The organism is Candidatus Vicinibacter affinis (assembly GCA_016714365.1).
GTDB lineage: Bacteria > Bacteroidota > Bacteroidia > Chitinophagales > Saprospiraceae > Vicinibacter > Vicinibacter affinis.
In genome coordinates this window covers 1,386,536-1,400,425 of the sequence record JADJNH010000005.1, presented here as the reverse complement: position 1 = coordinate 1,400,425, position 13,890 = coordinate 1,386,536, and the positions used below count along the sequence as shown (strand labels likewise).

The window sequence follows — 13,890 nt, the reverse complement described above, 5'->3', positions numbered from 1 at the left end:
ATATTAATATGAAAAAATTATTTCTCTTAAGTATATTATATTGTTTGTATTTTTTTGGATACAGTCAAACTCTATTTATTAAAGATTTAGAAACCAATCAGCCCTTAGAAGCTGTAACTCTTTACAGTGAAAAGACTAAAGCTTTTGCGCTGACCAATATTCATGGACAAGCAGATATTTCGAATTTTAAAAATGCGGAAAAAATTGAAATCAGAGTATCCGGCTACAAAAAAGAAATCAGATCTTTTGCCGAACTACAAAATCTGGGTTTTATCCTTGGCTTATCCTATTCCAGCATATCCATGGATGAAATTGTAGTCTCAGCGACCAAGTGGAATCAAAATTCCAGAGACGCTCCTGAAAAAATTTCGGCCATTACATCCAAAGAAGTTGCCTTGCAAAATCCACAAACTGCCGCAGATCTTCTGGGCATTTCCGGAAAAATATTTATTCAAAAAAGTCAACAAGGTGGAGGAAGTCCCATGATAAGAGGATTTTCAACCAACAGATTGCTGTATGTGGTGGACGGTGTGCGAATGAACACTGCAATATTTCGCAGTGGAAACTTGCAGAATGTCATTTCTCTGGATCCATTTGCAATAGAAAAAACAGAAGTGCTTTTTGGGCCTGGTTCGGTTATTTACGGTAGTGATGCCATAGGTGGAGTAATGAGTTTCCAGACCATCAGGCCTCAATTGGCACTCGATGAAAAAGGTCTGGTCAGCGGAAATTTAGTTACCAGATATTCTTCCGCCAACAATGAAAAAACGGGACACTTTCACCTGAATATTGGTTGGAAAAAATGGGCAGCTGTCAGTAGTTTCACCACTCATCACTTTGGCGATTTGCGCATGGGAAGTAAGGGCCCCGCTGAATATCTTAGACCATTTTATGTTCAGCGAATAGACAGTGTAGACAGAATAATCACCAACGACGATCCCAGGACTCAACGCCCTTCCGGGTATTCACAGATTAATATGATGCAAAAAATTCAATACAAACCAAATGAACATTGGGACTTTCAATATGGATTGCATTATTCGGAGACTTCTGAATATTCCAGATATGATCGTCACATTCGTTATCGAAAAGGACTTCCCAGATATGGTGAATGGTATTATGGTCCTCAAAAATGGTTGATGAATAATTTGAGCATTACTCATACATCTGCAAGCCTGCTTTATGATCAAATGACATTCCGTGTGGCGCACCAGTTTTTTGAAGAAAGTCGAATCGATCGTGACCTCAACAATAACAATCGTCATCTAAGAACAGAACGGGTGAATGCCTATTCTGCCAACATAGATTTTAATAAATCCATTGGACTGAAAAATAAATTATACTATGGTTTTGAATTTGTCCACAACAGGGTTCAATCCAGTGGAGTTGATGAGGACATTTCGACCGGAATTAAAAAGACAGGGCCCTCGCGATATCCGCAAGCCGATTGGAATTCAATTGCTGCTTACGTGAATGATCAATACAAAATCTCAAATAAAATTCTCCTCCAGGGCGGTCTTCGCTACAATCAATATCAGCTGGACGCTGCTTTCGACACCAGCTTTTATCCATTTCCTTTTACTGAAGCAAATATTAATCAAGGTGCTTTAACAGGGAGCCTTGGTGTGGTTTTTCGTCCAACTGAAAAGTGGGTATTAAGTGCAAACGCATCCACCGGATTTCGCTCTCCAAATGTGGACGATGCAGGAAAAGTTTTTGACTCTTCCCCGGGAATTGTGATCATCCCTAATCCAAATCTTAAAGCAGAATACGCTTACAATGGAGAACTCGGAATAGCAAAGGTGTTTGGGGAATTCCTGAAAATTGATTTAACTGCGTACTATACAATTTTGCAAGATGCGATGGTCAGACGATTTGCAACTTTAAATGGTCAGGACAGCATTGTTTATGACGGAACACTGAGTCGTGTGGAAGCGATTCAAAATGCAGCGACCGCCACTGTGTATGGTGTTCAAGCCGGACTGGAAGTTAAGCTTGCTTCCAGGTTTCGTTTGTTTTCCGATATCAACTACCAGATTGGAGAGGAAGAAACAGATAATGGAACCAAAAGTCCATTGCGACATGCTCCTCCAACTTACGGAGTTTCTAAACTGAGTTACACGTCACAAAATCTTTCCGTACAGCTTTATGCCATTTACAGCGGTAAAAGGAAATTTGAAGATTTACCTTTGGAAGAACAGACCAAACCGGAAATTTATGCGATTGATAAAAATGGCAAGCCATGGTCTCCCGGTTGGTATACGCTTAACTTTAAGTCTATGTATCGTATCAATGAAAACTTTTCGGTGAGTGCAGGATTGGAAAACATCACCGATCAACGATACAGACCCTACAGTTCAGGAATTGTTGCACCGGGCCGCAATGTCGTCATGTCTTTGAAAGCAAGTTTCTAGCATCCTCCATTCAGGTATTGTTTAAAAAATTACAATTATGAATCCGAAATGAGTTTCTTTTCATTAAAAAGCTTAATTTCGGATTCATTTTATTTTCAATAAAATAGAATTAACTCAAACAAATTATTTTAACGGACTTTTTACAAACTAAAATCAAACCAAAATGAATCCAATTGTCAGAAATGTTTTAGCAGTAATAACCGGTGTCATATTGGGTAGTGTGGTAAATATGGGCATCATCATGCTCAGCAGTTCCATTATTCCTCCCCCTGAAGGCGCTGATCTAACCACGGAGGAAGGACTTAAAGCATCCATGCATCTCATGCAACCTAAACATTTTATCATGCCATTTCTTGCACATGCATTGGGCACCTTCGTAGGCGCATTTGTGGCGGCCATTATTGCCATAAGTAATAAAATAAATTTAGCCCTGGCCATAGGGGTGCTTTTTCTGGCCGGTGGAATCTCAATGGTATTCATGCTTCCCTCTCCTACGTGGTTTACTTTACTCGATCTAATTGGGGCCTACCTTCCTATGGCTTATTTGGGTGGTAAAATGGCTGTGGATAAATCTCAATTATTATAAATTAAGGTTAACTGAATAATCCTGGTCGGGTAATATTGAATTATTAGAGATGAATTTATTAAGGCAATTGATTTATTCACAATGAATACTTTGAGAATAAATTGACACATTTAGACTTCCAATCAATTGAATTGAATGTTGATAAATCTTATAGATTGTTTCACTGAAAATAATTTTTATTGTACTTAAAATTATAAGTCAATAAAATTTTAGTAAGACCTTAAAATCAATTTCCAAAATTCGAACAGTATATTCTGGGGTGGATTAAATTTTCTCACTGGTTGCAGATTCATATAAAACTAAGCTCCAAGAACTGTGGCAATTTTTAAAATGAACGGCCAATTATATTTGAGATTTAACAAACTATGGTGTGTTTCTTAAACAATTTGGACAGCTATGCCACAAAATTTGTACTTTTGCCTACCGATTCCGACGAGTTACCCATTGCTACCACTAATTACTGACCATTTTGACTTTTAAAGAATTTAATTTTCATCCACTCTTATATCAGGGTATCGAAGCTTCGGGCTATGAAAATGCAACTCCGGTCCAGGAGTTGGTCATTCCCTCGATATTGGCAAACAGAGATCTTATTGCCTCCGCTCAGACCGGAACCGGCAAGACAGCAGCCTTCCTGCTCCCCCTCATCAATCGCTACATTGACCACAAACACGAACACAAAGTAAGTGCGCTGATCATTGTACCCACACGAGAATTGGCCAAACAAATTTCGCAACACATTGAAGGCTTCACTTATTTTACAGAATTGAGCTTCATTGCCATTTATGGAGGAAATGATGGTCAAAACTTTATTGCTGAAAAAAAAGCTCTCCAGATGGGTGCTGACATTGTAGTTTGCACGCCCGGAAGATTAATTGCGCACATGAACATGGACTATTTTGACCTTAAGGGTGTACAATGTCTGGTGCTGGATGAAGCTGACCGAATGCTGGACATGGGTTTTCAGGATGACCTCACAAAAATTATTAATTTCCTGCCGGTAAAAAGGCAAACCCTTTTGTTCTCGGCAACCATGCCTGACCGCATCCGTCAATTGGCAAAAAAAATATTAGTTGACCCGGTGGAAGTGAACATTGCAATTTCCAAGCCGCCGGAAAAAATAATTCAAAAGGCTTATGTGGTATTTGAGGAGCAGAAATTAAGATTGGTGAAACACCTCATCAAAAATACTACTTGTAAACATATACTGGTTTTCTGTAGCCGCAAATCTAGTGTTAAAGAATTGACCAGAGAATTGAGCAGAGCGAGATTTAATGTAGCAGAAATTCACAGTGATCTCGATCAAAAACAAAGGGAGCAAACGCTTTCAGATTTTACCAGTGAAAAGATTTCTATTTTAGTGGCCACCGATATATTAAGTCGCGGTATAGATATAGACACCATTGATCTGGTCATCAACTACGACGTCCCCCATGACGCAGAAGATTATGTCCACCGCATTGGAAGGACAGCACGTGCCGAGGCGGATGGAATAGCCGTCACCATTGTATCAAAAAAAGAACAGGCCGCTTTTTTAGTCATTGAAACTCTGCTCGGAAATCCGGTTCCAAAAGAAACGGTACCTGAAGAACTTGGTCCGGTACCGGAATACAAACCAAAAGATTTTTCAAATCGTCCACCCAACAGAAAGTTCGTGCCAAGAGGTCGGACAAATAACAAGTCTAGAAGTTAGATCACAACTTCTCCAGGCTAATATCTTATATTTGTACTTATTCAACAAGGCAGCATTATGCAATTCATAGATTATTATAAAATTCTTGAAATTCCAAAAACAGCTACTGAGTCGGAAATCAAAAAATCCTATAGAAAACTGGCCCGTAAATATCATCCAGATCTCAATCCCAACAATAAAGAGTCTGAGAAAAAATTTAAGGAAATCAATGAGGCCAACGAAGTGCTCAGCAATCCGGAAAACAGAAAAAAATACGATAAATATGGGAAGGACTGGCAACATGCGGATGAAATAGAAAAAATGAACAAACAACAAAGGTCTCGCCCATCCGGAGGGCAATCTTTTGGTTCCGGTGAATATTCCGGCGATTTCTCAGAATTCTTTGAATCCATGTTTGGTGGAAGAACGGGTAATACGCGACAAACAAAATTCAGGGGTGAAGATGTCAAAGCGACCTTAACCCTTAATATCCGAGATGTGTTTCATGCTCAGCAACAAACCTTCACGGTGAATGGGAAAAACATACGCATGACTTTTCCTGCCGGAATCGAAGATGGTCAGGTTATCAAAGTAAACGGCCACGGCTCGCCCGGTTTTAATGGTGGACCCAATGGAGATTTATACATAACTTTTACGATCGTGAACAATACAAAGTTTAAAAGAGAAGGAAATAATTTATACACAACCGTAGATCTGGATTTATACACTGCTCTGTTGGGTGGTGAAATTTTGGTAGATACATTTGATGGAACCGTAAAATTAAAAGTTGCACCGGAAACACAATCCGGAACAAAAGTTAAACTCAAAGGCAAGGGTTTTCCGGTCTATAAAACTGAAAACCAGTTTGGTGATTTATACATCAGTTATCAGGTAAACCTTCCTACCAATCTGTCCACAAAAGAAAAAGAATTATTGAATGAGTTGAAAAAATTAAGATCCCATGGAAACTAACCAACTCGTACTCATAGAAGAATTCTGTGTCCATTACAACATTGAATATACTTTTATTGATTCATTACAAGAATTTGGACTTGTAAATCTTATTGTTCAGGACAATGGAAAATATTTATCACACGATGATGTGCCGGAGGTAGAAAAAATGATCAGACTGCATTACGAACTGGGAATAAATCTGGAGGGTATTGATGTGATCTATAATCTGTTGAAGCAGATAGATCATTTGCAAAGTGAATTAGAGATTGCAAAAAACAAACTCAATTTTTATGACTTCGATTCAGCAAACCTAATTTAAATAACAAGAAAATGAACCCTTGCAAGAAGGTTATTCATTTGTGGATGATTATTTTTTGAATAAAAATTGAGCAAAATTTCGAAAAGAAAATAATTTTGAAAATTATTGATGCTGCACAGACATACACATACTCCTCCCTCACCGCATGATGTAAACCAGTCATTTATGACCGGCATCCTGCTAAACGCAATTTATGTAATAATTGAAATAATCTTCGGATTGCAGAATGATTCCACCGCACTCTTGTCAGATGCAGCACACAATATCGGTGACATTTCAGGTTTATTGTTGGCCTTCCTGGCATTCCGTCTTCAAAAAATAAAACCTTCTAAACTTTTTTCCTATGGCTATAAGAAAGGCTCAATAGTTACTTCCTTCATCAATTCAATTTTACTTGCATTTGCCATTGGGGCTATTGCCTGGGAAGGAGTGCATAAAATCATGAACCCAAATCCTGTAAACGGAAAAATTATCATGTGGGTCGCATTAATTGGCGTGTTCATCAATTTTACCTCTGCACTTTTTTTTAAGAAAAATCAAAAAAAAGATCTTAATATAAAAGCGGCCTACTGGCACTTGATGGTAGATGCAATGGTTTCATTGGGCGTTGTGGCAAGCGGAATAATTATTTATTATACACATTGGTATGCTCTTGATGGTATCATTGCATTGGGCATTTCTGTGGTCGTATTGTTCAGCACATGGAGTCTGTTCAAGGACAGTGCGATTGCGATTTTGGATGGAGTGCCTGCATCCGTAGATACTGATGAAATTAAAATACATTTAATGGGAGTTAATGGTGTAGTGAATGTTCATCATTTGCATATCTGGGGAATCAGCACCAATGAAAATGCATTAACCGCTCATGTACAAATAGCAGATATGAATCGGATTCCTGAAATTAAAAAGGCTATGAAAGCAGAACTGGAAGATCACTACATTTCCCATAGCACCTTAGAGTTTGAAGTCATAGAAGAAAATTGCCCGGAAACAGAAATATAGCAATGTTTTATGCTCCCATGGAAAAATAATATTTCAACTATTCAATTAACATTTATTGTCATTTTTTGGGTGGCCACTTTTCCTGATCAAAATATTTTTGCCCAGAACAATACTTCTGTACAAATAGTTGGTCAAATGAAAGACGTTATGTGGAAGGGAGAATTGTCCGGCAAAATTAATGTGGACACCATTGGAAACAAGTCACATTTATATGGTTTTGGACCGCTTGGGTATTTGAGGGGCGAAATATTGATCCTTGATGGAATCGCCTACCAATCAACCGTGGTAAATTCACAAGAGATGAAAGTAGAACAAAAAGAAAATATTTTAGCCCCCTTTTTCGCTTATGCCAACATCCAAAATTGGAATACCATCTCACTGCCTGAAGAGCTTAGCAATTTAAATGATTTAGAATATTTTCTGGATTCCATTTGCGCTGATAGGGAAATGCCCTTTTTCTTTAAAATATCAGGAAATATTGATTCCGCCAATATACATGTTGTCAATCTTCCGGAAGGAATCAAAGTCCGCTCACCCGAAGAGGCTCATCAGGGCATTGTACATTACGACCTGGGCAATTCGGAAGTCCACATTATTGGATTTTATTCGCGAAATCATCAAACTATTTTTACCCATCACGACACCAACATGCACCTTCACTTAATTACCTGCGATCTTAAAAAAATGGGACATCTGGAAAGTTTAAGCTTTAATCCTCAGCGAATAAAGTTTTTTATACAACCTTAACTTCTATGTCACATAAAATTATGTTTAACATTTTTAATTTCTCCTAAAAGCCAGCAAAGGCAGACAAGAAATTTTTCCATTCCCTAGAACGCGAATAAATGAAATTTGATTAATTGGATTGATGGAACTCATATTAAGCATGACATAATTTGTATTGTCTCCTGATTTAAATTGGATCAATCCTTTCTCAATTTTAAATTCCCTTCCAAGTAGGTCTATTATTGAAAACACAAGATTTTCAAGATTAACAGATGAATTAACTGCAAGCACCACCTCCTGTGCAGAGGTATAGGAATAAATGCTGACATCAGATGGTACCATTTCACTCGCAGCCGATGCCTCACAATTTAAATATGTACAGAAATAATCAGCCATTTCTGTGTATGCAAGGTCGGCGTTAGGGTTGTCGTTGAAAACATGCTGGTGTGAACGAATTCTTGAAATAGAATCTAAATAATATGCATGCAACACATGGTGCGTCACATCTCCTCTTACCCTTGGAGCTTGATTCGGATTCTGGTTGTAATAATATACAGGTGGATCCCCGGCATCTACATAGTTTGGCAAATCTAAATATTTCCGCAACGCGACAATATCAGGATGCCAATACATGTCCCGATGGCTGATTCTATAAAATGCAAGGTCATCGACAAATCCAAAGCTGTCAAACCAGTTGCTGTCCAAATGCACAATATTCGCCCATTGCGCTAAGTCCATTGTGGCAGGAGCGCTTATATGCCCAGCCACCTGCACATGTGTGGATTGCCGCAACAAGGGATCTGCGGCCAAGGAATCCGCATCTTTACCGGTTACTCCAATCCACAGTGCCATACATGCCCCTGCAGAACTTCCATACACCCCAATTTTGGCAGGATCAATGTTAAATTGATGAGCATTTAGTTTTAAAAATCGGATCAATCTTTCTCCATCCATCAAAATGGAGTCCAGTCGCGTGGTATGCGATAGCCTGTAATTGGCCGAAGCGAAAGATATGCCCCTGGATAAAAATGTTTGCATCAATTCGACCTGCCTTCCTTCTATCTCTTTATCACCTGCTCTGAAAGCACCTCCGTGAAAAAAAATAACCAAAGGTCTTGGACCTTTTCCGGCTTGACTTAACCACAGATTAAAATTTTGCAACACATCAGGTCCGTAAGGCTCATTTCTAAAATCAGGGATGGTATCCGTTTGCGCCATCAAAGTACCTCGATGTAAGAATCCTATTTCTATCAGGCATAATAAAAGGAAAAATAAAAATCTTCTCATGGTACTTACTTATACATCATCAAAATTAGAACCTCCAGAACTTCTGTATGTAAGCTTAAAATCTTAAAGATGTACTCAAAGATTGTCAAAATAATTGGATCATTTTTCTAAGAAAGATAAAACATTTACCCAACAGCCAAATAATATTTTTTACGATCAAAATTTTCAAATCCTTTGCCAACTATTTTTTTATTATCCTAAAAAATACATGTAAACAAAGATTAAACCCAAAATTGTCATTAGAATTCTATTACAAGCCAAAATAGCTTTAAATGCAAGCCTCTTCTCGAAATTCGTGCTCAATGAAATACAGCTTCACCTCCGCTCGAATTTCTTTCGAGGAGTCTTGCCTTTGTTGCTCTTTTGCCTCTCACTACGAACTCTAATGACAAATTTGGGTTAAAAATAAAAGTCTGGTTAATTTCGTCATTAGAAAGAACTTTAAAGATATTGAAACCGGTACCGGCCATGAAAATTATTATTCCAGATGACTATCAGAATGCACTTCTTCAACTAGAATGTCGCAAAATCCTAAAAGACCACGATCTTTCGAATATAATTTCACATTACAACAACTCAACAGACCTTGCAGCCCAATTTGCGGAGGCAGAAGTTCTGGTGCTGATCCGCGAACGGACAAAAATTACTGAATCACTGCTCTCTAAACTGCCAAATTTAAAACTTATCAGCCAAACGGGAAAAATTTCAAGACACATAGATCTTCAAGCCTGCACAAAATACAAAGTTGCGGTAGCCGAAGGAAAAGGTTCTCCAACAGCGCCTGCTGAATTGTGCTGGGCGTTGATCATGAATGCCTGGAGACAAATACCACAAGCAATGGAAGGTATGAAAAAAGGTCTCTGGCAAACCAATTTGGGACGTACGCTTAATGGACAGACCCTTGGTATTTGGGGGTATGGAAAAATTGGTAAAAAAATCGCTGCATACGCTCGTGCATTTGAAATGAAAGTGATCGTTTGGGGTAGTTCACAATCCAGAAATTGCGCCGTTCAGGATGGATTCACAGCAGCCGGAAGTAAAGAAGAATTCTTTACACAGTCTGATATCCTTACACTTCATCTGAGACTGACCGAATCCACAGAGGGAATTGTTCACCGTAGAGATTTAGCCCTTATGAAACCGGATTCACTTTTAGTCAATACCAGTCGGGCTGAATTAATTGAAAAGGGTGCATTGTTGGCTGCTCTACAATCCGGAAGACCCGGTTTTGTGGCTTTAGATGTTTATGAAAATGAACCTATCTATGATCTTGACTTTCCATTGCTGCATTTCCCCAATGTGTTGTGTACACCTCATTTGGGCTATGCAGAAAAGAAATCATTTGAATTGTATTTTTCACAAGCATTTGAAAATGTGCTGGATTTTATCAATGGAAATAATTTGAATATTTTAAATCCGGATGTATTGCTATAAAATAATTATAGCTTGTTAACTCAAATAGATTACAGATAAATATTATCTCTTAATATGAAATATTTTTACAGTTCCAAAAAAAATAATTGACATTGCATACCCAAAAAATTATTTCTATCATCTGTAAATTTTAATACGAAAAAATAACACTCATTCGGAATGATGAAATTGATTACAAACCTTTTATAGATCTTACAATTAAGTATTTCCAATATCATTTTAAGATTAGCCAATATTCATTACATTTGAAGACGAATCATTAGATAAAAAAGGATTTCATTGAAAATTTTACCATTGTTTAAAATGTGAAAACTGATAAAGATGATTAAATTATTGAATACATATGTTTCATGCACTATAATTCTGCTATTTCTAATTGTCCTAATCTCTTTATCCAAGTTGGAAGGAGCCAGTTTCTATGTATCATACAATGCAACTAAAAATGGCAATGGCAGTTTTACTTCTCCCTGGGAATTGCAAAAAGCTTTAGATCACCCAACGCAATTACAGCCTGGGGACACTGTGTGGATTAGGGGAGGAAGATATCTCGGACAGGATTCCACCGGAGGCGTTAATGGTATATGCTATACCTGCCATACCAATGGTTCAGAATCACAACCTATCATTTTTAGAAATTACCAAAATGAGAGGGTTACCCTGGATGGAAAGTCTAATGGAATAATTCTAAACTTAGGCTCAAATTGTAGCTATACGTGGTTTTGGGGATTGGAAGTTATGAGCTCCAGTACTGCTCCAAGAGAATACACCAATGATCCCGGACATCCCAATCGTGGAAATATTTCATGCACTGCTCCCAGCATCAAATTCATAAATATGATTTTGCATGATGGTGCAGATGGTATTGACATTTGGATTGGTTCAAAAAATGCAGAACTATATGGCTGTGTAATTTACAACAACGGTTGGGATATCGCAGGTTCAGGTCATGGACATGGAATTTATACCCAGAATGATACATCGGGTACGATCAAATTGCATGATAATATTTTTTTTAGCAGCTTCGGATATAATGTCAGAGTTTGGTCAACAGGTAGGACCATCGATAATTATGACATACAGGGAAACATAATATTCAATGGAGGTTCTTGTTCGGAAAATAAAAATGGCGATACCCGCACGCACAATTTTTTTATAGTTCCTAACAACCCAAATGCACCCTGCAAAAATCTTGTGGTCAAGCATAATTTTACTTTTTCCGGCACTAACATGCCTCGACCACCTGTAAACGCATTTGGACTAAATTATGGAACTGTGGACATGACCCTTGATAGTAATATTCTGACTTGCCAAACAAGAATTGGTGGAACCGGTGTTAAATTGCTGGGCACTACATCAGTAAAAGGAAATAAAATATTAGGAGGAATTCATCCTACCAAAGGCTATTACCTATGGGGTTTTACTCCTGATGACTTCCCCGAAAATTATTATTCAGAAACTTTGCCGACTACCGGATTACAATATTTTATTAGAATGAACAAATACGAAACTGGAAGAGCACATTTAGTGATTTATAATTGGGAAAATTCTCCATCGGTAAAAATTGATATTTCGAATATCGGTCTTAAATCGGGTGAACGCATTGCCGTAATCAATGTAACTGATTTATATTCAGACACCCTAAATTACATCTACAATGGAAATGACCTTATTGACGTCCCAATGACTGGTCATTCAGCTGCACAAGCAATTGGGTCAACAAAGAAACCGGTCTCTCAATTTCCAGGATTTGGTGTATTTATCATTCAAAAGTCCGGTAGTATTATAAACAACACTTTGCACTCCGTTAGAAAATCAATTCTTGTTTCCGTATCCCCAAACCCATTTAACCATTGCACCAACTTTAAGGTTACAAATATGAATCATGAAATCTTTATGCTAAGTATTTATGACCATTTGGGAAAGCTTATGCATATGGAAAGATTTCAAAATCCTGAATTTTCTATATGTAAAGAAAAATTGCCGAATGGTATATATTCCTATCAAATTCAAAATGACCTTGGAACTTCTATAAAAAATGGCCTACTTTGTGTCTATTGAATCACCTATGAAAGTGCAGAAATAATCACTTCTTAAATAATATGAGAGTTAAATTTTTTCAGTATTCAAATAAAATTATAAGCTATGGGATATTGTGAAATTACAAAGGAAATATTTTTAAAAGTAATCTATCTTAAAGATTAAAGTTTGACAGGAAATGGACATATTATTTTAAGAATTAATCCATGCATTTCTTTAATTAATCTGTTAATATCATGTCCCCATCGAATTTTTTAAGTACTAAAGTGAATAAGGGATATCTTTAACCAACAAACCATTTTATTTAATGTGTTAAATCGTCAATATGTCTATTAAACCTAATTGTACTTTTGGATACTTTCTGGTATTTGCTTTTTTTATCATATCATCATCTCATGCCCAGATGCTTAAATTACCAGATGCAGGGATAAATTTTAAATGCAAGGCCGGAAGAACCATTGGCAACACAGAAATAGAAGTTAACTGGAATGCCCCTGGTGTAAAGGGGAGAGAAGGAAAGATATGGGGTACCTCCGTAGCTTATTTTGGTTACAGTGTACTTGGATTTGGATCCAATGTAGAATCGCCCTGGAGAGCAGGTGCTGACGAAAGCACCACCATTTCCTTTTCGAATGAGGTCAGCATAAATGGCAAAAAATTAGCCCCAGGTACTTATGGATTTTTCATTGCCCTTTACCCTGATTCCTGTGTCCTCATTTTCAATAAAAACACAGCCGGCTGGGGTAGTTATTTTTACAATGAGGACCTGGATGTGTTGCGCGTACCGGTCATTCAGCAAAAAAATCAAAAGGAAAATAAAGAAAGACTGGATTACACTTTTTCAAATCAGACAGACCATTCTGTTGAAATGGCGCTCGAATGGGAAAGATGGAGAATTCCATTTTTGGTAGAAATTGATTTGATTCATCAAACGCTTAATTCCATCAAGTCCCAGTTAAGTGGTGCCATGGGATTCGACCCTCCAAGTTTGGAGGCAGGCGCATTCTGGTGTTATCAAAACAATGTTAATTTAAAAGAAGCGCTTGAATGGATAAATACGGCTGTAGACCCGAATCTTGGTGGCATTAATTCCTTCAAAGCATTATCCACTAAAGCAGGAATCCTTTCCAAATTAGGTCAGAAAAATGAAGCCGACAAAATCATTGCCGGAGCCATCGACCTGGCAAGTCCATTGGAATTACATGCCTATGGAAGACAGCTGCTGAGGGAGAATAAAACGGTCGAAGCCATGTTCGCCTTTGAAAAAAATTATAAGAAAAATAAAGGAGCATGGCCAACAAATGTAGGAATGATGCGTGGATATTCTGCAATGGGCGAATTGACCAAAGCATTGGATCATGCCAGATCTGCGCTCAAACAAGCGCCCAATGCAGAAAATAAGAAAGTACTGGAGGATGCCATTAAAACACTTGAAAGTGGCCAGGCATTAAAGTGAATT

The 13,890-nt window shown here is 37.7% G+C and carries 11 protein-coding genes; 10 read left to right on the top strand and 1 reads right to left on the bottom strand.

The window, feature by feature from the left end:
- The first annotated feature begins 8 nt into the window (after positions 1-8).
- The 7 genes from IPJ53_05520 (at position 9) to IPJ53_05490 (ending at position 7,694) form a co-directional block, all read left to right on the top strand.
- On the top strand, positions 9-2,414 hold the full coding sequence (locus IPJ53_05520) for a TonB-dependent receptor (GenBank protein MBK7798549.1): 2,406 nt from the start codon (positions 9-11) through the stop codon (positions 2,412-2,414).
- Between the two features lie 163 nt (positions 2,415-2,577).
- The gene (locus IPJ53_05515; GenBank protein MBK7798548.1) at positions 2,578-3,000 is read left to right on the top strand and encodes a hypothetical protein; all 423 of its coding nucleotides are present in this window, start codon (positions 2,578-2,580) and stop codon (positions 2,998-3,000) included.
- 469 nt (positions 3,001-3,469) lie between these two features.
- On the top strand, positions 3,470-4,693 hold the full coding sequence (locus tag IPJ53_05510; GenBank protein MBK7798547.1) for a DEAD/DEAH box helicase: 1,224 nt from the start codon (positions 3,470-3,472) through the stop codon (positions 4,691-4,693).
- 57 nt (positions 4,694-4,750) lie between these two features.
- Positions 4,751-5,644, top strand: coding sequence for a J domain-containing protein (locus IPJ53_05505; GenBank protein MBK7798546.1), 894 nt, complete (start codon positions 4,751-4,753; stop codon positions 5,642-5,644).
- Complete coding sequence (locus IPJ53_05500) at positions 5,634-5,945, top strand: chaperone modulator CbpM (protein ID MBK7798545.1); 312 nt, start codon at positions 5,634-5,636, stop codon at positions 5,943-5,945. Before IPJ53_05505 ends, IPJ53_05500 begins: the two co-directional genes overlap by 11 nt.
- 108 nt (positions 5,946-6,053) lie before the next feature.
- The gene (locus IPJ53_05495; protein MBK7798544.1) at positions 6,054-6,947 is read left to right on the top strand and encodes a cation transporter; all 894 of its coding nucleotides are present in this window, start codon (positions 6,054-6,056) and stop codon (positions 6,945-6,947) included.
- Positions 6,948-7,082: 135 nt separating this feature from the next.
- Complete coding sequence (locus tag IPJ53_05490; protein ID MBK7798543.1) at positions 7,083-7,694, top strand: acetolactate decarboxylase; 612 nt, start codon at positions 7,083-7,085, stop codon at positions 7,692-7,694.
- 33 nt (positions 7,695-7,727) lie between these two features.
- On the opposite strand, the gene IPJ53_05485 is transcribed toward IPJ53_05490, so the two are convergent.
- A complete protein-coding gene (locus tag IPJ53_05485) occupies positions 7,728-8,960 on the bottom strand; it encodes an alpha/beta hydrolase (protein ID MBK7798542.1) in 1,233 nt (410 codons plus the stop codon).
- 468 nt (positions 8,961-9,428) lie between these two features.
- Between IPJ53_05485 and IPJ53_05480 the strand changes: the two genes are divergently transcribed.
- The 3 genes from IPJ53_05480 (at position 9,429) to IPJ53_05470 (ending at position 13,887) form a co-directional block, all read left to right on the top strand.
- Positions 9,429-10,394 (top strand): D-2-hydroxyacid dehydrogenase family protein, encoded by a 966-nt coding sequence (locus IPJ53_05480; protein ID MBK7798541.1) that lies wholly within the window; start codon positions 9,429-9,431, stop codon positions 10,392-10,394.
- Positions 10,395-10,715: 321 nt separating this feature from the next.
- Positions 10,716-12,452 carry a T9SS type A sorting domain-containing protein gene (locus IPJ53_05475; GenBank protein ID MBK7798540.1) on the top strand — a complete coding sequence of 579 codons (1,737 nt, stop codon included), beginning with the start codon at positions 10,716-10,718 and terminating at the stop codon, positions 12,450-12,452.
- Between the two features lie 304 nt (positions 12,453-12,756).
- Positions 12,757-13,887, top strand: coding sequence for a DUF2911 domain-containing protein (locus tag IPJ53_05470; protein ID MBK7798539.1), 1,131 nt, complete (start codon positions 12,757-12,759; stop codon positions 13,885-13,887).
- Positions 13,888-13,890 lie beyond the last annotated feature (3 nt).